We start from the raw sequence: 25,635 nt of genomic DNA, 5'->3' as shown, positions 1-25,635 counted from the left end.
TTGCCTCCTACACAAACTTCTTCATAGCTTTAATAAATTCATTATTTTCATCTTCGCTTCCTATTGTAACTCTGTAGTGATTATCTAATTTTCCGCCAAATCTTCTAATTAACACATCTTCTTTTATCAATTTGTCTTCTAAATTTTTTATATCACTGTGAAAGAAAATAAAGTTTGCTCCTGATGGAAATACTTTTACATTCATATCTAGAAGAGATTTATATACCTTTTCTCTTTCTTTTTTTATTTCTTTTACATAAGTTCTCATTTTATCTTTTTTCTCTAATGCTTTTGTTGCTAAAAAAGCTGATATGGAATTTAAATTATAAGGTGGTCTTACTTTTTCTACAGTATTTACAAGGTCCTCACATGCTAGTAAGTAACCTGTTCTAATTCCTGCCATGGAAAATGCTTTAGATAGAGTTTTAACTACTATAAGATTTTTATAATTTTCAATTTCATCTACCACACTTTCATCACCAAACTCCATGTATGCTTCGTCTACTATAACAATGTTGTCTGTAGATTTTATTATTCTAATTACATCATCTTTTTTTATCATGCTTCCTGTTGGATTATTGGGATTACATATTATAGTTACTTTGGGATTATTTTCTTTTATGGCATGAATAACTTTATCTGCATTTATTACAAAATCATCTTCAGACTTAGCTCCCATATACTTAGTGTCAAAGATTTTGGCATAGACTGAATACATGGCGAAACTTGGATCTAAACTTAAAATCAGTTCGTCTCTATCAACAAAAGTTTTTATACATAAATCAAGTAACTCACTAGAACCATTACCTACACATATATTTGAAATTTTGCATCCAACATAATTAGATATAGCCTTTTTCAAATCAATGTAAGAATCATCTGGGTAAACATTCAAGTAGAAATCTTCACCCAATTGTTTTACTAAATCTTTAAATAAATCTTTACTTCCTTCATTTGCATCTAGTTTTACTGAACATACTATTGGATTTACCACGTATGGTTGTAACTCCTTTACACTTTGTTTTTCCTTCATAATTAGCACCCCTTCTAATAATTTTTTTCATCTAAAGTTGAAGCAAATTTATTTACAATCTCTTCAATCTTATTTTTATTAAATTTATAACTTACTCTATTGGCTATTATTCTAGAACTTATGTTGCACATATCTTCCACAATTTCTAGACCATTTGCTTTTAGCGTATTACCTGTTTCCACCAAGTCAACAATAACATCTGAGAGCCCTACTATTGGAGCTAACTCTACTGAACCATTAAGTTTTATAATTTGTATTTTTTGCCCTCTAGATTTAAAGTAATTTTTTGCAATTGTTGGATATTTCGTTGCAACTTTTAAAGTTTCTTCTTTTGCATAATTATTTTTACCTTTTACCCCTGCCACAGAAAACTTACATTTACCAAATCCTAAATCTAGTAGTTCATATACTTCATTATCATTTTCATTTTCTAAAATAGTGTCTTTTCCTACTATGCCAAGATCCGCTACACCTTTTTCCACATAAGTTACAACATCAGATGGCTTTACATGAATATAAGTAATTTTATTTTCTTCATCTTTAAAAATTAATTTTCTGCTATCTGTTTCTATACACTCCTCCATATTTAGAATCTTCAGTCTTTTATAAATATCTTTTTCTATTCTTCCTTTAGCTATGGCTATTACAATATTGTCCACCTTTATCAACTCCTATCTTTTTGATGCTTCCATTAGTCCATCCACATCTATGCAAAATCCTATAGCAGGAACTCTTTTTCCAAACTCCTCTGTAAGAGAATCATATCTTCCTCCACTTAGAATTTCTTTGTACACATTGGCATAATATCCTTTAATCATTATTCCTTCATAATAATCAAACTTTCCTACCATGGATAAATCACAATTTGTATATTTTTTATATTCGCTCTTTTTCAGTAAAATACTTATTTCCTCCAACTCTTTTAAGCCCTTGTTCATTAAATCATTTGTATAGAATTTCCTAGCTTTTGATATTACTTGGTCTATACCTCCATTTAGTTCAAACAAATTATATATAATTTCTTTTATTTCTTCATTTATGTTGTATTTTTCAATATAATCTCTTAATTCTATTTTATTTTTTCTAAGTATTAGATTTTTTAATTTGTTTTCTTGGTATTCTTTAATATTTAACTCGCCAAGTAATCCATTTATGTAATTACTACTTCCAATTTCTAAAATAAAATTCCCCCCGAATTTTTTAAGTATATCTAAAGACATATTTACTATTTCTGAGTCTGCTTTTATAGACTTTTCTCCTAAGTACTCACATCCAAACTGTCTAATTTCTTTTATACCTTCTTTATTTTCATTTTTGTAAACTGTAGAATGATAAAACAATTTCAGTACTAAGTTATCTTCCCACTTAGGTATTAAACTTTTTATAATACTTGTTGTAATATCAGGTCTTAATACTAAAATCTTATCATTTACTACTTTCACCATAGATTCTGTAGGAATTCTTTTGTTTATAGATGTAAAGTTGTCGTAATCCTCAAATATACTTGGTTTTATCTGAATATAGTTATTTTTTACAAATATATATTCTATTTCTTTAGTAAATTCATACCTTTTCTTTGAATAATTTAGTTCATTTTCTATGCTTAAATACTTCATATTTCCTCCTTGTAGTCCTTTCTTACTTATTAAAATTCGCTTCGCTTAAGCCACTGCGTGGGCGCTACACTTTATGTCGCCAACGAGATGCCTTTGAGCAACATGTTGGCGAATCATTTTGCTACCGCTTCAGGCAACTCCGTTGCTCAAAATTCACTTTTTTACTACTTCTTAAATGTATTGATAATACTTTAATCTAGAAGTTTTCCACAGACAAAATAATATTCTAGTAATTAAAAAAACCATATAGGCTATGCCTATATGGTTTATAAGTTTCATATACCATCATAGATACAAGCCCATTTGCTGTACTTAAAATAGGGCTTGTATCTATGAAAAATTTCATGATTACAATCCCTTGGATCTATGATGATGATAATATAATGTTGTATTTAATTTGCTATTAAGTTTTTCATTTATAATATACATCATACTTACCTCCAAAGAATTTATTTTAATTTATTAACAATAATGATAATCTACTTTGTATACATTATCAACAACTATTTTATATTTTTAATATTTTTTCTTACTATACATTTTCTTATGTATATTTAATTTTAATTAGTATTTTAAAGATTTTATTACTTTATCAATTTCATTATTAGCTTTATCTATGGAACTTAGCCTTTCTTTTTCTGTAGTACCAGTACCATCAACTAGTATTTCTTTTGTCTTTTTTATTCCCATGAACTTGGATATATATTTTATGTAGCTAACTCCACGATTTAAAATTGGTTTTGTATATGCAGGTATTTTGCCACCACTTGATTGGATATATACTAAGCTTCTATAAAAATCATTTAGTTTTCCCTTTGGTTTTTTATTTTCAAACTTAATAGTTTTTTTGTCTTGAATTACACAGTCAAAATATTCTTTAAGCTGTGGTGGAAAAGATGAACTCCACATTGGTGCTGAAATAACATATACTCTAGCTTTCATAAATTGATTACACAAATCATTAATTCTTTTTATTTCTTTTTGTGCATGGTCATCTAATTGCTTTAAAGCTTCTCCTTCAATTAAGGCACTACGACCTGAAAAATATTCATATTCTAGTCTTGGTATATAATCTTTAAATAAATCTACTTCTTCCACATCAAAATCAGGATTTTTTTCAATAAACTTTTGTATAAAAAGTCTAGCTACTGTTTTACTTGATGATAATTTTTCTGGTTTTGAATTACAACTAATATATAATAATGTTTTTCTCATAATTCACCTCGAACAAATAATTGATAATATTATATTATTTGTTAAATATTAGAATTTATTCTATTAATCACTAATTATTTAGTCAAAAATGGGTACACATTTTTGTGTACCCCTTTCAATCTATCTTTTTTTCCACTTGGCACTTCTACCTTTTGCCACAACTTCTATTTTTCCGCTTTTTCTTAAGTTGTTAAAAACACGATTAATAGTTGGTTCTGGAATGTCAGGACACTGATTCCTCACATCATCCTTTGTAAAATATCCCAAAGTAGAATTTATAACTTTCTCTATTCTTCTAGTTTTAGTTTCTTTTTTAATTCCAGTTAAATTCATTTCTTCACTTAAATCTTCGTAGGCTGATAATACAATTGACAAGAAATAGTCTAACCATTTGTTCATATTGTAAGATTCTCTTTCAAGATCTCCTTGTTTAGAAAATAAAGTTTTAAAATATGAGTAATTTTCATCATTATATAAATTACCCAAACTAGTAAATCTTCCTATCTCATAGCCACTTTTATTTAATAATAGCAAAGTCAAAATTTTTGACATTGCTAAATTATTTTCTTTAAATGGAGCTATTAACATAAAATCCATTATAAAAGAAGCAATTATTATAAGATCTTGAATTTTATTTTCTTCTAAAAACTTATAGTATTTTTTACATAAACTTTCCACTTTGTATTCTATATTTTTTTCTATATCGTGGACATTATCAAAATCATCATTTGGTTTTCCAAAGTCAATAAAACCTATTGCTTCATTTCTGTATCTGCCACCTCTTATTAAAGAATATCTGTGCAAATATCCGTGAAGCTCTAATATAGTTTGAGAGCATATTTGAATATCTTCAAAAGCACTATTTATTGTTTTAATTACATCTCTAAATTCTACAACACCAATCTCATCTCTAGATTGTGGTGTAATTTCATTGTGTATCAATTTTACTAAGTTTTCCTGCCCCCCAAGAAAACTATCAATATAAGTATCATAAACAAATTTAAGAATAGCATCATCTGTCATTGAAGTTACCACATTTTTAGGTTGCTTCTTGTAGACAATTTGCTCTCCTTTGTATTCATTTATCTTACATAATTTTTTAACATTGTTCATATCAACTGATATATTAGCCAGCTTTGTCCCCATAGTGTATTCCATAATATCACTCCAAACCCCAATAATATACTTTACCTATTAAATAGTCGTATTAATTTGATTTTACCATAATTTGTTATCATTTACAATTATATATATATTATTTCCCTTTAATTGACAGAATATTTTAATTATTGTCTCAAATTTAACAATTGTATTTATATAGCAAAAAAGCCTCACTTGATTTTATCTAAGTAAGGCTTTCATTTTTATATTAACTTATTATTATAAACACCTAATAAATCTACATCTTTTACTCTTTTTTCTATTTTTTCTTTGTCTATTGTATAAAGTCCAAGCTCTTTCATTCTATTAAAGTAGATACTTCCTGCAAAGGTAAATCTCATCTTTGATCCCTCTACTTTATGCATTTCCTCATTAGAATAAGATATAAAATCTCCTATTAATAAACTGCTTGGTAATTGTAAATATCCCTTATTTGTTAAATATCTTACAGCATTGTGTCCAGCCAAAGATCCTGTACAAATAGCTTCTGTATGGCCTACATAAAATCCTGATTTTTCTCCTCCAACAAATAAATTTTTCATTCCTTCCGCTCTCATATAATTATCTCTTGGAGATACTGCCATATATCTAATAGAATTTCCTTTTCCTCCACTATATGGATCAACTATACATGCTGTTTCAAATCCTGGCACACTTCTTAATTTTTCTAGATCAAAAAATGGCGTCATTAATTTTGCATGACCAGTGTCTAACAAAATAATATTTTCAGCAAACTCATGAAGGGCATATTGCTGACAAACTTTAATATCAAGTTTCTTTTCATTTCTAAGTTCCTTAGGCAGTGGTATTACTGCAAAACCTTCATCATTTAATTCTTTTTGTATATCTTCACTTAAACTTTCTTTTAATAATTTCATAGAACCACTAAATGCTCCGAAATCACCATTTACTCTTTCCCCGATCATATCATTTACGCCACATCTTCCTGTTACGCTTACCCTTCCTCCAAAAGAAGGACATCTAAGAACGCACATAGCACATCCATTACCATACTTAGAACAATTACCCATTGGACCAGAAGAACCTGTTGTATCAACAAAACTATCTCCTTCTATCCTTTGTCCATCTTCTAATATAACTGCCCTTAATATATTTTTTTCACAGTCAACATCCACTACTCTGCTCATTATTTTTACTTCTATTCCCATGTCTTTTATAAGTTTTCTAACTGGTGGTTCAATTTTTAAAACATTATATATTGTTGCATGATTATGCCCTGGAAAATTAACATTTTTATGAGTTGAATTTTCATCTGTCAAAGTAAATAATTCACTTGCACCTAAATACATAGCCTCTTCACATGCAGTGTATCTTCCGTTATTTCTCATTATTCCGCCCACGTTACCAAGTCCTATTAATAAATCTGTTTTTTCCAAAATAACCACTTGTGCGCCAGCTTTTGATGCGCTTATTGCAGCGGCACATCCAGCCCAGCCACCACCTATTACTACAACTTTTGCCATTAATATCCCCCCCATTTATTTAAGATTACTTAAAAACTCTCGTCCATTCATTTGAGCTTTACATGTCTTTATTCTGCAATTATTTAATCTAATAGTACATGCACCGCATATACCTTCTCCGCAACAGATTAAATTATTATTTGGAATTGCAAATTTTATCTTATCATCAATGCTATCTACTAGTTGTAAGATAGACTTATTAAAATATATTAATCCACAACTGTAAACAAAACTTATATTGTTACTTCTTATATAATTTATTAGAATTTCTTTTTTCTCTTCTAAATTAAAAAGTTGAATATTTACTCCCAAATCTTCTATTTTTTCTTCCATCATTTCTAGTCTTTTACCTTTTTCATTTATAAATACTTCCACTTCGTTGTTATTTCTAATTAATCTTTTTATAACTTTTAGCGAGTTTACTTGAGATAAGCCATCTAGAACTACTACACATTTGTTACAGGCATTTGATTTGATTTCTTTTAGCCCAAAAATCCCATTAAAATAAGGAGCCTTTACAATTATCTCTTCACAATTTACTAAAGACTTTGTTTTTATTCCTCTTGGAACTACTACCACTTCTAGTATATTATCTTCTTCATCCACATCCATTACAGATATAGGTGCATTGAAAAATCCACTTTCTCTATCTTTGTCCTTCAAAAAAACATATGCACCTGGTTCACTTAAATCTCTAGTTAAATAACTAGGTATTTTAATCTTTAAAAAGTAAATATTTTTTTCTATTTCTTTACTTTCAATAACTTTACATAGTAAGTCTTTTCTTTCTTCTACTGGTACTATTTTGTTGTGCATAAGTTCATTGTAAATACAAACTCCTTGCCACTTACACTCACAAGTCTTTTCCCCTCTAATTAAAGAGCATTTTATACAGTCCCCACTGTGAGCTAAATGACATGGACAGTATTTTCCCCCTGCATCAGCACAAAATTGATTATTAGGTCTTTCCATTTTGTCCACTTCCTTAAAATGATTTTTTCTCTTAAACTTCTTCATCACTATTAAGCTATATTATTAATTTATTAATTATGGAAAAATGAGTGACAGAAAAAAAGAAGTTTAAAATATATTTCTTTTAAACTTCTACATTATTATTTTATATATAAGGATCTGCTGCAAACCAAACAGCAGTATAATAATCCTCCTTGTTTGTATCACTCCAAGCAATAGCAATACTAAAATCATCAATATATTGTAAATCTATAATTTCTGCTTCTAATCCATTTTTTATAACAGAAAATGAATAAGCAAAGTTTTCTTGGCTCTTGTGGTCGTTAATATCATATCCTCCTATTGCTAAATACAAATCATCACTTTCAAACATAGCCTCAACTAAACAATCCCCTCCATCTGCTTCTGCTATTATATTTGTATCAATCATAATAGTAAGTATATCTCCACTTTTAATTTGTGATTTATCAACTTCTATCATATATCTGGCGTCAACCTTATAGTTGGAAATTTCTATAGGTTTTAATGGTAGTTCACTTATGTCGTATTTTACTTGTTCATTATTAATACATACATATAAAAGTCCCAGTGGCGTTTGTAACAATATGTATTCCCCCCTTTTAAATTCTATATTATAGTATATGGATGTGATTATATAAATTATCCCTATCATTTAAAAAGCCTCATACTATTTTTAGTATGAGGCTTCTATATAAATTATTTAATTCTTATCCGAAGTATCTTTCTAGTAATCCTAAGAATGCTTTACCATGTCTAGCTTCATCTTTACACATTTCATGAACAGTATCATGAATAGCATCAAGTCCTAGCTCTTTAGCTCTCTTAGCCAGCTTTAATTTTCCATCAGTTGCTCCATACTCTGCATCAACTCTCACTCTTAAGTTTTCTTTTGTATCAGCAACAACTACTTCTCCAAGTAATTCTGCAAATTTTGCAGCATGTTCTGCTTCTTCTAAAGCTATTCTTTTGTAAGCTTCTGCTATTTCAGGATAACCTTCTCTATCAGCTTGACGACTCATCGCTAAATACATTCCAACTTCAGTGCATTCTCCAACGAAGTTAGCTCTTAAGTCTTCTATTATTTGTTCATCAACACCTTGCGCCACACCTATTCTGTGTTCATCTGCCCAATTCATTTTTCCTTTCATTTCTTGGAACTTTTCAGTTCCTACTTTACAAACTGGACACACATCTGGTGCTTTTTCTCCCTCGTATATATATCCACATACTGTACATACAAATTTTTTCATTTTAAATACCCTCCCAAATTTTATAATATATTATAATTACTTAATTAATTATTAATTTATATTATATATATACCTTTAATTTGGTTAGTTTAAACAAAAAAATAAATTTTTAATTGGATTTATACACACTAGTATTAACTAGCTCTTTTTTCATAATATTATTTTCCTCGTCTAAAAATAATCTATATGTTTGTACAGTAATTTTATTTTTTGTATATTCCTCTACAATTTTTATACTTATTCGCTCTCTATCTACGTTAGACCCATATATTTTAGACGTTATTGCTCCATTTCCTACTATATTTTTTATATATACTGGGTGAGTAAATGGATTGGAGAATTTTAGGTCAGTATATCCATAAGAAACAGTAGCATCTCTTCCCTTTTGTGCATATCTGGATGGAAGGGAATGATTATGTACTTCGTCTATGGTAAGTCCTGACATCAAGGCTGCATTGTAAATTGTTGTAGAAACTTGACATACGCCTCCACCTTCTCCATTTGTAACTTTACCTCCTACTATTATAGGAGCACTTTTGTATCCGTTGACCCAATTTCTTGCTCCAGTACATTTATTGTAAGAAAAAGTATCTCCAGGCATTAATAAAATATCACTAGTTTGTTCTCCTGCCACATGAATATTACTTCCTCTGGAAGTTGAGTCATTGAAACTTGTACTAAATTCTCCTAATACTGAATTTATACTTTTAACTTGTTTTGTGGAAACATCTGGGTACAAGGTAATTACTGACAAATTGATATTTTCAATTTTCTTTTTATTAATCATATCATAAATATCTTCTTTTAATCTTGATAAATCAAGTTGTTTACCTTCTTTTGATTCTGTTCTTTTTAACTCTCCACTGAGTTCAACACGAAAAGTTGCATCCACAGCATCAACATTTATACTATTGCAAATTACCTCTAACTCCTTACTCAATTTTCTTTCATCGTATGTTGCTTTTAGCTTAATATTATGTGATTTCTTTAAATTAAGTTTGCTTTTTCTTTTTATATTTTCTATAGTAGAGCTACTTCTTGTATAATTAAAGGCTTCTTTTACCTTTTCTTCTATGTGATAATTAAGGTCTATACTTTCACATTTTATTGTCCACTTTTTATTATTATAGGTAATATTAAAATCCTTCAACGGATAAGTTGATTTAAGTTTATTTATTGCTTGTTTTTCAGTTAATTTTCCCACGTCTATATTTTGTATTGTAATATTACTATGAATTTTTTTGTCATTTTCTTTTGGCGCTAATCCGAGGGAAGTAAACCCTATTATAGCTATCATTACTAAATATGTTAATTTATTTAAAATACGTTTTTGTCCTCTCATTTTACTCTCCTAACTATAAAAATTATATAATTATGTTTTCCCATGAGAGTTTTTATATTCTAATGATTATTTTCATTTTAAATTTTATTTATATTAAGTTAATGCTTTTTCAAATAATAATATCATATCATTCCACTTAGATCCTCCATGAGAAGATATTGAAACACCCTCATGTTTAAATCCAAACTTTTCATAATAATGAATTAAATAGTCTTTACAAGTAAGAACTATACCGTTTTTTTCTCGTCTTTTAGAAAGATCTATATATGCTTCTAACAATATAGCTGCTGTACCCTTATTTCTATATTGTGGTAAAACATCCAGGCCAAATACCGTTTGATATTTCCCCTTTGGATTATGTAATGTAACATCATTATATAATTTATCAGGAAGGCAAGCCTTGTCTGTAGTACACCCATTTATAAATCCTACTATTTTATCATCTTCCACTGCAACTAAAAAATTTTCGCCGAAAGCTTTGAATCTCTCTTCCATAACTTCTTTGCTAGCTGCTTCTGATGGTGGAAAACAAATACTTTCTATTTTTATTATTTCTTTTAAATCATCTTTATGTGCTAGTCTAATCTCCATAAGTTCTCCTTTACAATTTTCTAGTTATCATATTTATGTACTATAAATTATAGCACAGGTTTATTTTATCATCTTTATTATAAGAAAAATTCGCCTACAGTAATTTATTCCAAATAATATAAAGCTAGTAAGTAACAATTTCTTTACTAGCTTATTAATATTATTCCTATTTTATTACTTACTTGACCACATTGTTGTTTTTATCTGAGTTTTTTTCATCATCTGGTTTTTCTTCATTAGAATTGTCATTGTCTGGTTTTTCTTCATCTGGTTTTTCTTTATCTTCATCATTATTATCTTTGCCAGGATCTTCTTTGTCATTATCCTTGTCTGAATTGTCTTTATCTTGTTCTTTTTTATCTGTTTTATCTTTATCCTTGTCTTTATTATTCTTATCTTTTTTACTTGTATTTTCTTTCTTGTCTTCTTTTTTAGTATTTTCATTGCTTTTATTACTATCACTTGTTTTTTCTTTAGTAGTTCCTTTTGAATCTTTATGTTTAATCATATTTTCTTCAATAGGAGTTAGATTTAATTCACTTTCATCCTCTGAACTTTCTTCTTGTTTATAAACAGCTTCATTTGTATTTTTATCTGCCACATTCTCTGACTTTTTGTTTATTACATATTGTGCTCCAAAAGCCGTAGTACAAAGTAGCATTACAACTGAACATGCTATAATCACATATTTTTTAATATTATATTTGGGATTTAGTCTATTATGTTCTTTTAAATTAACTTCTTCATTATTAATTAATTCTCCTCCACATAAATATAAATCTATGTCCTTTGAAAATTCATTTAAATCTCTATATTTATGTTTTGAAATATGTTTTTTATTTGTAGCTTTTGCTAAAATTTCACCAATGTCTTTATCCAAATTTTTATTTTCTTCTGGATTAAATATTTCTTTACCAGTAATCATATGGCATAAAATTTTTCCTATAACCTGCACATCTTCATTAGCTCTAAACTTTTTAGCATCATGAATTTTACAATTTATATGACCCTTATGATTATTAATAAATGATAAAGTATCAATTTTTATTATACCTTCACCATTTATTATTATATTTTCTATTGTTAAATCTTTAAAGTTTATTTTTTTATTATTAAATTCCTTAACGCCATTTATTACTTCTCTTATTATTTGTAAGCATTGATTATTATGAAGCTTATTTATTCTCATTAATTCATCTAATGTTAAACCTTCAAAATCTTCACTTTCAATATAATAATAAATTTTATCTTTATTTACATAAGTATTCATATTATTTATGGATATTACATTTGTACTATTTATGCTTTTTAGTAATTCTATTTCTTTTTTAAATACTTCTAAATTTTCTTCATTGTCTTCTAAATTTATAAGTATATTTATAATTATTTTTTCATTAGTTTCTTTATTTATGCCTGAATAAACATTTGACCATTTGGTTTTGTCAATGAAATCTCTAATTGTGTATTTATAATTAAAATCTCTCATATACTTCGCCTCTTTTTAATCATTATAATAAAATAATAATTGTATATAAAATATTTGTCTACTATATAATTATAACATTTTTAAAAACACCCCAATCTTTGAATTTTAAATCCAACAATTGGGGTATAATAAATTTTGTTTATTATTTATTTTAAATAATCTTGGGAAGCAAAGTAATTTTCAGTTGCATATTTAAAAGTTTCTAGCATTTCTTTAATAGCTTCTTTTCCTTGATGAGAATGAGAGCAAACTTTATCAAAAGAATGATAACATCCTTTATGGGTGTAAAAATGTGTCTTAACTCCAGCTTTTTTTAGATTTTCTATATACTGTACAGTTTCATCATAAAAAGGTTCTGCTTCTCCAATAAAAGTAAATATAGGTGGTAAGTTTGAATAGTCTGTTTCTCTTGAAGGTGAAGCATATTTACTTACTTTATCAGTTTCAAATAAATCGCTCAAGTATAACTTCCAAGCTAAATAATTACTTTTAGAATTCCATACTGGTGCATCATTATCTATAGCTGAAGGTGTATTCATTCTATCATCAAGCATAGGATATAGTGGCATTTGAAAAGCAACATTTACTTCTTTTTTATCTCTAGCATAAAGTACAGTACCTGCTGCAAGTCCACCTCCCGCACTTTTTCCTCCTACAAAAATTTGATTTTCTCTTATTCCTAAATCGTCAACATTGTTTTTCATCCAATAAAGAGTTTCATAACTATCATATAGTGCTTGTGGATATGGCTTTTCTAAAGAAAGTGTATAATCAGGTGCAACTATTATACAATTTGCTACAGATATTAGTTTTTCATAATATTGCAGATCTAACTCAGGTATTCCCATAGCATATCCACCACCATGAAGCCATAATAAGCCTGTTGCATTAGGTTTTTTATCTAATGGGCTATAAATGCAAACCCTAATTTTATTATTGTTTCTCGTTAGTATATGTTTTTCTTCACATAAAATTTTTTTACTTTTTTCGCCTCTTAAAAATATATTCATAACTTTATTATATTTCTCAAAATCATGTTCATCATTATATTTTACTAATCTTGCTAATACTTTCCCCTTAAGCCTAAGCTGCTTATCTATAAGTGCCTTGGTTTCGTTCATTGTGATCCTCCAAAAATATATTTTCTGTTTACTAATTATATCTTATAGTTTAGTAAAAACTAGAAAAATAAGCTGTCATGGAAAATACTATGACAGCTTATTTTATAATTATTCGCTTTCTGTACCAGATGATTCTGTTTTTTCATTTTCGCTACCAGAATTACTGTTATTTGAACCACTTGGTGGTGGTTTAACACCAGTATCTTTGTCCCCACTACCACTTCCATTATCTGGTTTACTTGTTGTATTGCCTGAGCCTCCATTGTTGCTAGGTTTACTTGGTTTACTTGGTTTACTTGTCTTATTTGGCTTGTTTGGTTTACTCGTATTACTGTTACCGTTATTTGAGTTATTACTACTACTATTACTTGAACTACCACTTGAATTATTCTTTTTCTTAGAAGTAGTAGTTGAACTATTATTTTTATTTGACTTACTTGTAGAAGAGTTCTTCTGAGTAGATTTATCATCTTTATTTTCAGATTTTCCAGTTTTGTCTTCCTCAGTTTTCTCTTCTTTCTTATCTTCTACTTTTTTCTCTTCTTCCTTTGGTTTAGTAGTTTCTTCTATTTTTGTTGCATTACTTTCTTCATCTTTTTTGTTTTTTTCTATTATGTCATATCCGTATACAGCTGCTCCACCTATTAAAGCAATTACTGCACAAACACCTAGAGTCTTACCTATTTTTCCTTTTTTTCTTTTCTTTTTCTTTGGTATTTCTTCTTGGACATCATAGCTTTCTTCACTAAGCACTCCATATTGTGAGTAAGATTTAAGATCTACTAAAAATCTGTTTATGTTATTATATTTGTTTTCTAAGTTGCTATTTGTAGCTTTTTCTATAATAGATACTAAATTTGAACTTGAAATTTGTTTTTTGTAATTTCTTGATTCAAAACTTAGCTTTCCAGTTAGTAGCTCATATAAAATAACACCCAAATCATGAATATCTTTTTGTGGATTAAATCTCTTTTCTTCTACTACTTTTTCTTCTATTTCTTCTGTTTCATCATGAGATAGTACAACAAAGTTTTTGTTTTCCAAATATGATAAAACATCTGTTTTAACCACTTCTTTAGAATTTATAAAAATATTACTTAAGCTTAAATTATTAAATTGTATATTTCTATTATGAAATTCTTTTAATCCTTCAGCCACAGTTTCAACTATTTTAATAGCTTCTTGTTCTTCTAACTTTCCAGATTGTAATTTTTCTTCTAAAGAAATTCCTTTAAAATATTCACCTTCGATGTAGTAATATGTTTTTCCACATCCACTATATTGAAACATATTATTCACATTAATCAAATTAGGATTTTTTATGTTTTTCAAAATTTCTACTTCTTTTAATAGATTATTAATATATTCCTCATCATTACTTTTTCTTACTAATACTTTTAGCGTTACTTTTTCTTCTGTACTTGAATGAATGGCTTTATATGTATCAGCCCAGTCATTTCTTGTCACAAATCTTCTTTTTATATATGTTTCATTAAAATACTTCATTACATTCCCCTTCAATTACTAAATTCTTTCATATTATAATTTTACCAATTTAATAATATTTGTAAATATTTATATTAATAATCCTTAATTTTACATATAATTTTTTTTAATTATAAGAGGGACAGTTTTCACTGCCCCTCATTTTTATAAATTATTATATTTTATCTAAAATAACATATGTGCAATAGGTGTAATAACTAAAAGGGAAATTACTGTTCTTATTAAGAATAAAACCATTAAATCTTTCAATTTAAGTGGTATTTCTGATTTTAGTATTACTGCACCTGTTTCAGTCATATAAACTAATTGAGAAATAGATAATGCTCCTATTATAAATTTAGTTATTTCTGCAAACCCATCTCCACTTACCATTACTGATGGTATAAACATATCTGTAAATCCAACAAGTACTGCTGGTGCTGCCTCGGCTGCGTTAGGTATTTTAAATAATTCTAATATTAATATAACTGGGTATGAAATCCATGTAAATATTGGAGTAAACTCAGCCAATGCTAAAGATATTGTTCCCCAAGCTAAAACTAGTGGTATTAAACTTATATATATATCTACTATATTCTTAAATCCATTTACTATTATTTCACTTAAAGTTGGTGCTTTTGCAGCTCTATTCATTGCATTGTTTAAACCTTGTTTGAATAATCCACCGTCTTCACTAATTTCTTCTACTTCGTAAGGAATATCGTTGTAAGTTTCATTTTTTATTTTACATAAAGGATAAATTCTTGGAAGTATCAGTGCACAAACAAGTGAAGCTGCACAAACTGTTAAATAAAATGGTACAAATTTACCCATAAGTCCTAATTGATCTGCTATAACTGTTGAGAAAGGTAGTGAAACTAGCGAGAAACAAACTGCTATTATACAACTTTCTTTTTTGTTATAGAAACCTTGCTTATACTGAGTATTTGTTATCATTATTCCTAAAGTTGCATCTCCAAGCCATGAAGATAAAGTATCTACTGAAGCTCTTCCTGGAACTAAGAATAAAGTTCTCATAAATTTAGATATCATTGTTCCGAAGAAATCCATTAAACCAAAGTCTAATACTAAAGGAAGCAAAAATCCTGCTATTAAAAATAATGCTATTAAACTTGGCATAATTCCTAAGATTACATGACCCGTATCTTCAGAAATTATAAATTCCGGTCCCACATTTGTGTATATCATAACCATGAATACTGCTCCAACTATTCTGAAGAATAACCAAAATGGTGGTACATCTAATATGTTTTTGAAAAATTCATTTTTTATATTTATAAACTTTGCTGCAAGTGATAAAACTGCTGATCCAACAATTATCACTAAACATATAGTTGGTATATAATCGCCTATGGCAAGTTTTAATAATTCTGAAATAAATCCAACACCTATATTTACTGGTGATACATCTGCCACATTAAATATTTCTCCAAAAGGTAATGGTATGATAAATAAAAATAATCCTAATAATGACGGTATAAAAAACTTTAAAAATCTTAAGATGCTGCTCGACTGTTCTAACGTGTAATTCTGTTCTGTATTCATAATAATTCCTCCATATAATTGTCTTTTTTGTAATTTTAAAATAATTTCAATTATTCCAATAATTTTTTATAATTTCTATGCGTATTCCTTTTCCAATTCTTCCAATTGAATGTATTGTTTATTTACGTATTTTGATGATGTTAAATAAAGTGCATTTGAATAAAACATTCCAAAGCTGATAATATCCCCTATTTGATAGTCCACCTTAGAGTTTTGTATATCTACTATAAGATGATCACTACTGCTTCCTGCTATTTCTATCCCATCTTCCAAAGGAACTAAGTCTCTATCATTGACAAAGTCTTGTTTTCCAACGGCTAATATTGCTCTTTTTCTTATGCCTTTGTCTTCATATTCAGGTTTATTTCCAAAAGCATCTAAGAACATTTCTCCAATTGGATAAGTTGGCTTTTCTTTTATTTCTATTATTTCAGCTTTTAAAATCATAGTGTCTTTGTGCATTTTATCTAAGTCGTAGCCCCAATAATCTATTAAATCTCTGCCTATAATTAAGGCTTCTCCTATTCGTAGATTATTTATTTTAGATGGCATTTTCTTATCAAATAATAATGGTAGTGATGTAGTTGATCCCCCTGATACTATGTCTAACTTTCTACCAATTTTATTTTCAACTTCCTCTGCTATTTCACATAAATAACTTAAATTCTCATATGATGGTTTAATTGATCCATAGCAACTTAAATTTGTGCCTATTCCATATAACTTTACATATTCTAAATTATTTTCAATGTATAAAGTAGTATCAATAAGTTCATCTTTATCAAAAAATCCTTCTCTCAAATCACCTAGATCCATCATAAGAATTATCTTATGTTCTTTCTTTTGCTTCTTGCACTCTTTTTCTAGCAAGTTTATTGTTTTGATTTCTGAATTTAAAGATATATCAATATGTTTAACTACTTCTTTAACTTCATGTTTCATAGGCATTCTTATTAGCATAGTTTCTTTTTCAATGTTTTTTTCTTTTAACCCAATTAATTGTTCTATTCTAGAGCTTGCTAAATATTTACATCCTCCATCTGCTAACACATCTACTACTTCTTGCTGTGCATTTACCCCTTTGATAACTCCTGCAATACTTATGTTATTTTCATTACATAAATCTACCAAGTATTTTGTGTTATCTGCTATTTTATTAAGATTTATTTCTAAAATTGGATATTGTTGTTTAGTATCCATAATCTTTTCCCCCTTTTTGATAGATTCATTTACTTTGAAGATATAATTTCCTACAAAAAAAGTCTCCTGGCTTTAAAAACCAAGAGACGAAATATTCCGTGTTACCACTCTTATTGATAAGTTCTCAATTAGCATTTCAGAATTTTATAAATTTTCAGTTTTTGACAAATGCAAACTGACAAATTTGTTTATTCTAAGTTATGTGTTTTTGCAAAATACTTTTTACACAATTAAAAAAGTCCCTTGGTTATAAAACCAAGAGACGAAATATTCCGCGTTACCACTCTAATTGATAAAATTCGCTACACTCAAAATTTGCTGCGAATAAAACTTATCCACTCTAATCCCTTAAGGCGGGATGTACCTAATATCCTACTATTAATTCAGATATTCTTCTCCAAAGCTCTCTTCAATACAAACATTGTTGCCAGGCTTCCACCAACCCCAGCTCGCTGAAACATGAATTATATCTACTTTCTTTTTCATCGAATTTAATTTATCTCTATTTGTTAATTATTATTGTAATTGTGTTTTTTTATATTGTCAATATATTATTTTTTTATTATATATAATTAAAACATATATTTTCTTGTAACTTATTTGCTTTACTGCCATGCAAGGCACTTATCTTTAATAAATTTTTTATTTTCTTTAGTAAAATCTATACTTCCTGAAACGGAAATAACTCGGTCTTTATATCTAAGTAGATACCCATTCTTTTCTTTATTGTTTTTATAAACTTTTATAGCACCCCAGTCCTTATCTTTTACTTCAACATAATCATGATACTTATAAAGCTTTAAATAAGAATTGAAAATCTTGTCTAATACCCATTCATATTTACTTTTACATATTTCATAATCAAAATATTCTTTACTATGGTCAGAAAGATAGTCATAATATTCAACATTATTAAATTTATCATAATAATATTTATAATTACTAGCAAGGAAAGATTCTGATCTTGCATAATATAAATTAGTATTTTTTATTTTAATATTTTCAAAATCATTTATACTCATAATTACTGGATGATTGGGATCTACCACATAATTTACCATATCTTTTCCAGTGAGAAAAATATTTGCAGACAAAAATACGCCAACTACAAAAATGATAGTACCTAATATTTTGCTTACTTTTTTATACTTTGATAATGTTATGTTTATAAATTTAATAATAAAAATGATAAGTAAAAATGTGACAATAGAAATATATACATAAGCTATATTATTTGTCTCATCACCTATTAAGCTTAAAATCATAAGGATACCTATACTTAGAAAAACTTTTGCATAAGCACTTTGTATTTTAAATGATTTACATGAAATATAATTTATATCTTCACCCATCTTTAAGGCTTTTTTAGATTTAAAATACCATATTCCATCTCTTATTGTTTGGAATATAAAAAAAAATATTGCTAATAAAATAGCCATCATTACAAATAAACTATTATTGTCTGATATTTCAGTGAAAAACCCATAACCTGTTTTAAATAAACTAATATATACCCATATTATAGACATAAAAATATAAAAAATCATATTTATCAATATGGATTTACGCACTTTCTTTATTATCATTTCTTCATCAGTATGTATAGGTGTTATGTTTTCATCTTTGGTATAAAATACAAGGTATTTGCCATAACTTGAACATAAATATGTCCATCCCCCTGCTTCACAATACTCTAAATATTCATGTATAGAACCAGTTTTAATATTATCAGCAAAGTTATCAACTACAAATTTACACTTAACTGGTGGTGATTTTTTAAAGATAAAAAGTCCACAACTTTTGTGAGATAACATCCACCCTTCTAATGCTTTTTCTTCTAAATATTCTTCTACAGCTTTACACTCATGTTCTCTAAAAAACAAAAATTCAACAAGCATATTTTTACTTATTCTCATGATTTCCTCCCATATACTTTGCCCCTTCATCTACCATGGATTTAAGTCGCATGTATTCTTTATTCAAAGCTTCATATCCTTCCTTGGTTATTATATAACTTCTCTTTCTTCCATCTACTGCTGTTTCCCTTATTAGACCAGAACTTTCAAACTTGCCAAGTAGGGCGTATAAAGTTCCGGGTCCTACTGATATTCTACCTCCAGATATGTGCTCGACTTTTTTCATAATGTCTACACCACAACATTCATTTGTTAAGGCTAGTAATATATAATACATGGGTTCTGATAGTGTCTGAAGTTGCTTTCTAGCCATTTTAAAACCTCCCAGTTATTCAATTTTAATTTATAATTATTTTAATAATTTTTACTAAATAAAAAATCACTGCTAATATAATTAATGCTGTACCTTAAAATTAATCATATTAATATCGAGTATCGATAATTATATTTAAAAAAGTCTTTGATTTGTATATTTAATTAAAGTTTAACATCGAGTATCGATATTGTCAATAAATTCTATTATTATAATATTAAATTTATGCATACTTCAAATATATCTTTTCCAAAAAATGAAAGACACCTTAAATATTATTTAAGATGCCTTTTGTTGCTATTTTTCAAAAGTTTTTGCAACTTTTTTTAATGCATTCGTTATATCAATATGTTGAGGACAGCTACTTTCACATTTTTTACATTCTATACAATCAGATGCCTTACCATAAGTTTTTGTGTAGTTTCCATAGTACATTCCTTGGGTAGAGAAACCTTTATTGTCAGATTGTTTTTCTGCATTATAAAGAGCAAAGTAATTTGGTATTGGGATGTTTTTAGGACATCCTTCTACGCAATATTGACATGACGTACAAGATATATCTATTGATCTATTTATAATTTCTATTGCTTTATTTATAATATTTAACTCTTCCTTATCTAATGGTTGGAAACTTTTCATATATGATGTATTGTCTAGTAATTGCTCCATAGATGACATGCCACTTAGTACCATCATTACATTTTCGTGACTTGCTGCAAATCTTATTGCCCAAGATGATACAGACATATCTTCACGATAATCTTTAAATAGTTTTTCTACTGGCTCTGGTACTTTTGCCAATGTTCCACCTTTTACTGGTTCCATAACAATTACTGGTTTATTGTGATTTGTGGCTATCTCGTAACATTTTCTAGATTGTATACTTTCATTGTCCCAATCTATATAGTTTAATTGTAATTGAACAAAATCTACTTCTGGATGAGCTATTAATATTTCTTCCAATAAGTCTGCTTTATCGTGGAATGAAAATCCTGCACTTTTTATTTTACCTTCTTCTTTTTTCTTTTGAACAAATTCAAATACCTTAAATTTCTTGGCTATTTCATAATGTGAAACTCCTAAATTATGTATTAGATAATAATCAAAATAGTCTACTCCACATTTTTCTAATTGTTCATTAAATATTCTTTCTAAATCTTCTTGTTTTTTTAGAAACATTGTTGGCATTTTCGTAGCTAGTGTAAAACTTTCTCTAGGATGACGTTTTACTAATGTTTCTCTTATAACTGTTTCACTTATAAAATTGTGATACATATATGCTGTATCGAAGTAAGTAAATCCCCTCTCTAAAAATGTATCTACCATTTTATTTACTTCTTCGTAGTTTACAGTTGTTGGATCCTCGCTATTTGTTACTGGTAATCTCATATATCCAAATCCTAGTTTTTTACTCATAGTACACTCCTTTTTATAAACATGTTTTTAGTAAATTTTTCTTACTTCATATTTATATCCTAGCACTTGGAGTTAACTCTAAGTCAACTGTTTTTAATTGATTTTTATTTATATCTATCCTTTAATTCTTTATACATATGTAGAAATTCCTTTATTATAATATAAAATGATACAATAATAATTATAAAAATTCCAATTATTAGAGCAATAGAAATAAATACGTTTAAAGTGTCTATAATTATTCATCCTTTCTACAACTATATTTTTAATATGATTACTGATTTAAATTATAGATTTTACTATCATTTATTATACTGAAAAATAGTCACCCCAGTAAAATATACCATGCTTAGTAATAACCCAACTATCCCACGGCATCTGTGTAAGTGGTTCAAATGGATAGTCTATCAAATCATATACTGTTTGATCTCCTTCTATTACAGCTTCTGGTGGTCGTCTACAACTCTTATAATCTACCTTTAAAGTTATTGATAATAAAAGTAAATTTTGTCTTCCTTTTAAAGTCGTTTCATATGACGTAAATGCTTGTCTAAATACTGCAAATCTCAAAGCTCCTATTGGTGTTAAAAATATGTAAGATAGTAACCCTGCTACAATAACTACTGGAATTACTACTTTATATTTCATTTTCTTCTTCAAATTATTCAACTCCTTATGATTAACTAAATTCTTAATTTTTTATATGTATTCATCAACACAATAATATCACAAACTTTCCTACACATTATATTCCTTACTGAATCGTTAGATTATTGTCTGTTATGAAATAACAAATATAATACACTTAAAAACAAAAAGCAGGAACATCTGCTCCTACTTCAAATTCATATTTATATTAATTTTATGGCAATATGCGCTTAAAATTTTAACTAATCTTTTCATATCTTTGCCATCTATTTGGTATCAAATCAAACAAAGGATAAGTTATCAGTATTATTAGTATTTGCAACTTAATTTGTAGCATAAAATTATTTAAAATAATAATATGATTAAATAGAATTATATTTGCAATTAAAATAATGCCAAAATATATTCCTCTATCTACATTGTGTTTAGGCTCATAAATTGCATTACAATATGAACATTTCAAATGTACTCAGTGTAATAAAAACTTTTAATCTGTCATAGAATGAAAAGTTCTTATTACACTGAGTACATTTGTTTATAAATACGCCCCTTTTTACTTTGTTTTTTAAAAAAGTTGGCTCTAGTAATAATTTGCTTGCTATTATACAAATTAATGTAGCAATAACTAATGGTAATGTTATAGGAAAATTCCCAGGTAAGCTTGTAAATACAGGTTCCATTAATAAAATCACTCCAAGCATCACAATTGCAACTCCTGCATAAGTAAGTAATCCATATCCTTTGATGTATCTTCCACCCTTACAGTTTTTTATAAGAAGATACAGTCCTGAAGCCAATATTAAAGATCCAATAAAAACTATAATCAATAATAGCATTTCAAAATCCCCTTTTCTATAAAGTTATATTTATTTTTCACATAGTATCACAATTGATATATTACTTTGTTATCATTAAGTTAAAGAAAAACTTTATTTTATTATTTTAGATTTGACCATCCCAATAATATAATCAGTTGAGTCAACCTTAAAAATTAATACAATTATACTATATGCAACTGCACCTATACTAACAGAAACTGCCAATGCTAATAATTCACTGATTAAGGATATTTTCGCAAATAATTTTAATACTATAAAAGCCATTACACATGATGCTGCAAATGTTTTTAGCAGTGTTATGAAAATACTCATTGCATTAAACTTTCCTATTTTCTTTCGAAGCTGAATAATTAAAAAACATACAGCTACTATTGCAGCCAAACTTGAACCTAAGGCAAGTCCTGAAACTTTCATTGTTTGAATTAATATTAGATTAAATAATATATTACATATGACACAGAGTATACTGTTCTTCATTGGTATTTTAGTATCTTGTAAAGAGTAAAATACTCTTACTAGAATGTCTCTCATTCCACTTGCAACCATGCCTATAGCATAGCAGGATAATACTTGAGCTGTTATAATAGTTGCATTTGAGTCAAAGGCACCTTTTTCAAAAAGCACTTTTACTATAGGTTTAGATAATATAAATGCACCAACAGAAATGGGCATGGTTATTAATATAACTGAATTTATTGATTTACACAATGTAATCTTTAGCTGTTTTAAATTTCTGTTTGCACTTAATTTAGAGAATATTGGGTACATTACTGTTATAATGGAAGCAACAAACACTCCTATAACAAATATATTTAATTTATAGGCAAAATTTAATGCTGATAAAGATCCTGTAGGTAAAAAAGATGATAGATTTTTATCTACCAAACTATTTATTTGATACGCTGATGCACCTATTAATACAGGAACTATGGCTAAGCCCATTTTTTTTACATTTTTATCAAGTAAATTTATATTAAATTTGTATCGAAATCCTTTTTTATAGCAAAATGGAATCAAAAATACCATTTGAACAAAAAATGCAAATACAGTTCCGTATGCCAAAATTTCCACACCAAAAGTTTTACTAAGTAAAACAGCTATTATTATAGAAATATTGTATGGTAGTGGCATTAACCCTGTAACTAGAAAATAGTCATGTATTTCCAAGTATGCTTTTAGTACGTATGCTATACATACTAAGCCAACTGAAAATAAAATGATTCTTGTTAATTGCATTGTAAGTTGGAGTCTTTCTCCCTCAAAACCCGTTGCAAATAATTTAACTAGTGGTTCTGTAAAAAACCAGCCTAAAACTACTACGATTAATGATGTTATAAATATAATATTTATAATATTACTTGTAAACTTTAGAGCTTTTTGTCTTCCTTCTTTACCTTCTACCTCTGTGTAGATTGGCATGTATGTACTTTGAATAGCAACGCCTAGCAATGCTATAAATGCTATTGTTATAATATTCAAAGCCATAAAATATGAATCAGCTATAACACCTATACCGTATACATATCCAATAACCAAGTCTCTTAAAAATCCAACAACTTTTGATATTATTGTGGCAACAAACAATATAGATACTGATTTTACTGCTTTAGACATATAGCTACCTCTTTTCATATTAAGTTATTTAAGTATAATAATTTTTCACATTATAACAAGAATTAAATATACATTATGATACTTTATTAAGTATAGATAGCTTTTATTTTTATTTCAACTTGTTTTCCATTTTATCACCTTAAGTAATTGTAATATTTAATACTATTTGTTTTCTAATTTTAAGACTTCTCTTATACATTCATCTTGATCACTAACATTGTTTTTTGATGTGTCTTTCACCTCTATATGAGGAGTAACTTTATCTTCTTCATCACATATGCCACTTTCAGTTAGATACATTGTTGATGACATTCTAACAATAAGACCGCTATTATTTAGCTTAAATAAAACAGGATCATATATATATCCATCCCCACCAGTTTTAGAACCAATTATTGTGGCAAAATTTTGTTCTTTACAAAATATAGAAAATGATTCTGCTCCTGAAAATACATGCTTGTCAACTAATAAGTATATGTTGCCTTTAAATGGTTTTTTAGATTTCCCTTTTACAACTAATTCATTGTACTCAAAATTTGTAAACATACTTTTTATTTCTTTTGGAGCATTATTTACTACATCATCAGGTAGTTTATTAATATCATTAAGTTTTGCTTTTCTTAATTTGGTATAATTATTGATTATATTTGAATTATTTCTAAATAATTTATATCCACCACATTTATAGTCTTTGTCTGAAAGTAAAGATACTAGTTCAATCCAGTATTCATCTGTTCCACCATAATTTCCTCTTATATCAATGACAAGAGATTTGTAGTCGTTTATTTTATTTAAATAGGATTCAATTCTTTTCATATCATCATCAATTGATCCATTGGCTGAATTCATTTGAGGTATAGATATGTATCCAATTTTATTTTTAACTAAGTCTTTTAACTGTATATCTTGAAAATTGTCACCTGCACTGTTCTTTTCACTTTTTAATGAATCATACATATTATTTACATTTAAATCGTCAAAAAAATCATACCATCCAAATTTTTCATATATTTCTTTTATTTCATTAAATTGATCTTTGTTATCAATTATAGAAGTATGATTGTTATTTAACTCGCCCATTACATTGTTTAATTCATCTGCAAATTCTTGATCTGATGAAGTGTTTATAATTTTTTTCTTAAAAGCTTCCTTTTTACTTAACCAATCAACATTGTTCAGCCTTTTGTTAACTTCTAGAAATGGATACCCCTCTTTAACTTCATTATACAATTGCTCAAAATCAGCTAATTTTTCCTCTTCTGATAATGTATTTGTACTTGTATTTGAACAACCAACTGTAAACAAAGATATTAATAAAACTATCATCAAAATTCTATGTTTCATAG

The 25,635-nt window shown here is 27.6% G+C and carries 23 protein-coding genes and 1 other annotated feature; all 23 genes read right to left on the bottom strand.

Annotated features, from left to right (window positions below; genetic code table 11):
* Positions 1–7 precede the first annotated feature (7 nt).
* The 23 genes from hisC to TEGL_RS08785 all read right to left on the bottom strand — a co-directional run bounded on the left by hisC (position 8) and on the right by TEGL_RS08785 (position 25,633).
* Positions 8–1,033: a histidinol-phosphate transaminase gene (gene hisC / locus TEGL_RS08895; RefSeq protein ID WP_018591162.1), complete on the bottom strand. Its 1,026-nt coding sequence runs from the start codon at positions 1,031–1,033 to the stop codon at positions 8–10.
* Between the two features lie 14 nt (positions 1,034–1,047).
* Positions 1,048–1,692, bottom strand: coding sequence for an ATP phosphoribosyltransferase (gene hisG / locus TEGL_RS08890; RefSeq protein ID WP_018591163.1), 645 nt, complete (start codon positions 1,690–1,692; stop codon positions 1,048–1,050).
* A 12-nt stretch (positions 1,693–1,704) separates the two neighbouring features.
* On the bottom strand, positions 1,705–2,649 hold the full coding sequence (locus TEGL_RS08885) for an ATP phosphoribosyltransferase regulatory subunit (protein ID WP_018591164.1): 945 nt from the start codon (positions 2,647–2,649) through the stop codon (positions 1,705–1,707).
* A gap of 564 nt (positions 2,650–3,213) precedes the next feature.
* Positions 3,214–3,864: an FMN-dependent NADH-azoreductase gene (locus tag TEGL_RS08880; RefSeq protein WP_018591166.1), complete on the bottom strand. Its 651-nt coding sequence runs from the start codon at positions 3,862–3,864 to the stop codon at positions 3,214–3,216.
* A gap of 120 nt (positions 3,865–3,984) precedes the next feature.
* Positions 3,985–5,022, bottom strand: coding sequence for a Fic family protein (locus TEGL_RS08875; protein WP_018591167.1), 1,038 nt, complete (start codon positions 5,020–5,022; stop codon positions 3,985–3,987).
* A gap of 206 nt (positions 5,023–5,228) precedes the next feature.
* A complete protein-coding gene (locus TEGL_RS08870) occupies positions 5,229–6,509 on the bottom strand; it encodes an FAD-dependent oxidoreductase (protein ID WP_018591168.1) in 1,281 nt (426 codons plus the stop codon).
* A gap of 15 nt (positions 6,510–6,524) precedes the next feature.
* Positions 6,525–7,481 (bottom strand): sulfide/dihydroorotate dehydrogenase-like FAD/NAD-binding protein, encoded by a 957-nt coding sequence (locus TEGL_RS08865; protein WP_018591169.1) that lies wholly within the window; start codon positions 7,479–7,481, stop codon positions 6,525–6,527.
* Positions 7,482–7,626: 145 nt separating this feature from the next.
* Entirely contained in the window at positions 7,627–8,085 is a 459-nt protein-coding gene (locus TEGL_RS08860) for a hypothetical protein (protein ID WP_018591170.1), read from the bottom strand.
* 124 nt (positions 8,086–8,209) lie between these two features.
* The gene (locus TEGL_RS08855; RefSeq protein ID WP_018591171.1) at positions 8,210–8,752 is read right to left on the bottom strand and encodes an NADH peroxidase; all 543 of its coding nucleotides are present in this window, start codon (positions 8,750–8,752) and stop codon (positions 8,210–8,212) included.
* 109 nt (positions 8,753–8,861) lie between these two features.
* A complete protein-coding gene (locus TEGL_RS08850; RefSeq protein ID WP_018591172.1) occupies positions 8,862–10,094 on the bottom strand; it encodes a VanW family protein in 1,233 nt (410 codons plus the stop codon).
* 93 nt (positions 10,095–10,187) lie between these two features.
* On the bottom strand, positions 10,188–10,685 hold the full coding sequence (locus TEGL_RS08845; protein ID WP_018591173.1) for a GNAT family N-acetyltransferase: 498 nt from the start codon (positions 10,683–10,685) through the stop codon (positions 10,188–10,190).
* A gap of 178 nt (positions 10,686–10,863) precedes the next feature.
* The gene (locus tag TEGL_RS08840) at positions 10,864–12,171 is read right to left on the bottom strand and encodes a protein kinase domain-containing protein (protein ID WP_018591174.1); all 1,308 of its coding nucleotides are present in this window, start codon (positions 12,169–12,171) and stop codon (positions 10,864–10,866) included.
* A 146-nt stretch (positions 12,172–12,317) separates the two neighbouring features.
* A complete protein-coding gene (locus TEGL_RS08835) occupies positions 12,318–13,292 on the bottom strand; it encodes an alpha/beta hydrolase (RefSeq protein ID WP_018591175.1) in 975 nt (324 codons plus the stop codon).
* Positions 13,293–13,400: 108 nt separating this feature from the next.
* On the bottom strand, positions 13,401–14,798 hold the full coding sequence (locus TEGL_RS08830; RefSeq protein ID WP_020573095.1) for a protein kinase family protein: 1,398 nt from the start codon (positions 14,796–14,798) through the stop codon (positions 13,401–13,403).
* Between the two features lie 165 nt (positions 14,799–14,963).
* A complete protein-coding gene (locus TEGL_RS08825) occupies positions 14,964–16,343 on the bottom strand; it encodes a YjiH family protein (RefSeq protein ID WP_018591176.1) in 1,380 nt (459 codons plus the stop codon).
* Between the two features lie 75 nt (positions 16,344–16,418).
* Positions 16,419–17,543, bottom strand: coding sequence for an alanine/ornithine racemase family PLP-dependent enzyme (locus tag TEGL_RS08820; protein WP_018591177.1), 1,125 nt, complete (start codon positions 17,541–17,543; stop codon positions 16,419–16,421).
* Between the two features lie 255 nt (positions 17,544–17,798).
* Positions 17,799–18,038 (bottom strand) — a binding site (T-box leader).
* Between the two features lie 110 nt (positions 18,039–18,148).
* On the bottom strand, positions 18,149–19,459 hold the full coding sequence (locus TEGL_RS08815) for a DUF2812 domain-containing protein (protein ID WP_018591178.1): 1,311 nt from the start codon (positions 19,457–19,459) through the stop codon (positions 18,149–18,151).
* Complete coding sequence (locus TEGL_RS08810) at positions 19,446–19,772, bottom strand: PadR family transcriptional regulator (protein WP_018591179.1); 327 nt, start codon at positions 19,770–19,772, stop codon at positions 19,446–19,448. Before TEGL_RS08810 ends, TEGL_RS08815 begins: the two co-directional genes overlap by 14 nt.
* A 297-nt stretch (positions 19,773–20,069) precedes the next feature.
* Positions 20,070–21,188: an aldo/keto reductase gene (locus tag TEGL_RS08805; RefSeq protein WP_018591180.1), complete on the bottom strand. Its 1,119-nt coding sequence runs from the start codon at positions 21,186–21,188 to the stop codon at positions 20,070–20,072.
* 309 nt (positions 21,189–21,497) lie between these two features.
* Positions 21,498–21,848 (bottom strand): hypothetical protein, encoded by a 351-nt coding sequence (locus TEGL_RS08800; protein WP_018591181.1) that lies wholly within the window; start codon positions 21,846–21,848, stop codon positions 21,498–21,500.
* 431 nt (positions 21,849–22,279) lie between these two features.
* Positions 22,280–22,672: a hypothetical protein gene (locus tag TEGL_RS08795; protein WP_018591182.1), complete on the bottom strand. Its 393-nt coding sequence runs from the start codon at positions 22,670–22,672 to the stop codon at positions 22,280–22,282.
* Between the two features lie 93 nt (positions 22,673–22,765).
* Complete coding sequence (gene murJ, locus TEGL_RS08790; RefSeq protein WP_018591183.1) at positions 22,766–24,289, bottom strand: murein biosynthesis integral membrane protein MurJ; 1,524 nt, start codon at positions 24,287–24,289, stop codon at positions 22,766–22,768.
* Positions 24,290–24,451: 162 nt separating this feature from the next.
* A complete protein-coding gene (locus TEGL_RS08785) occupies positions 24,452–25,633 on the bottom strand; it encodes a S41 family peptidase (protein WP_018591184.1) in 1,182 nt (393 codons plus the stop codon).
* Positions 25,634–25,635: the final 2 nt, after the last annotated feature.

This window comes from Terrisporobacter glycolicus ATCC 14880 = DSM 1288 (genome assembly GCF_036812735.1).
Taxonomy (GTDB): Bacteria; Bacillota; Clostridia; order Peptostreptococcales; family Peptostreptococcaceae; genus Terrisporobacter; species Terrisporobacter glycolicus.
This window is presented reverse-complemented; position numbering and strand designations above follow the sequence as displayed.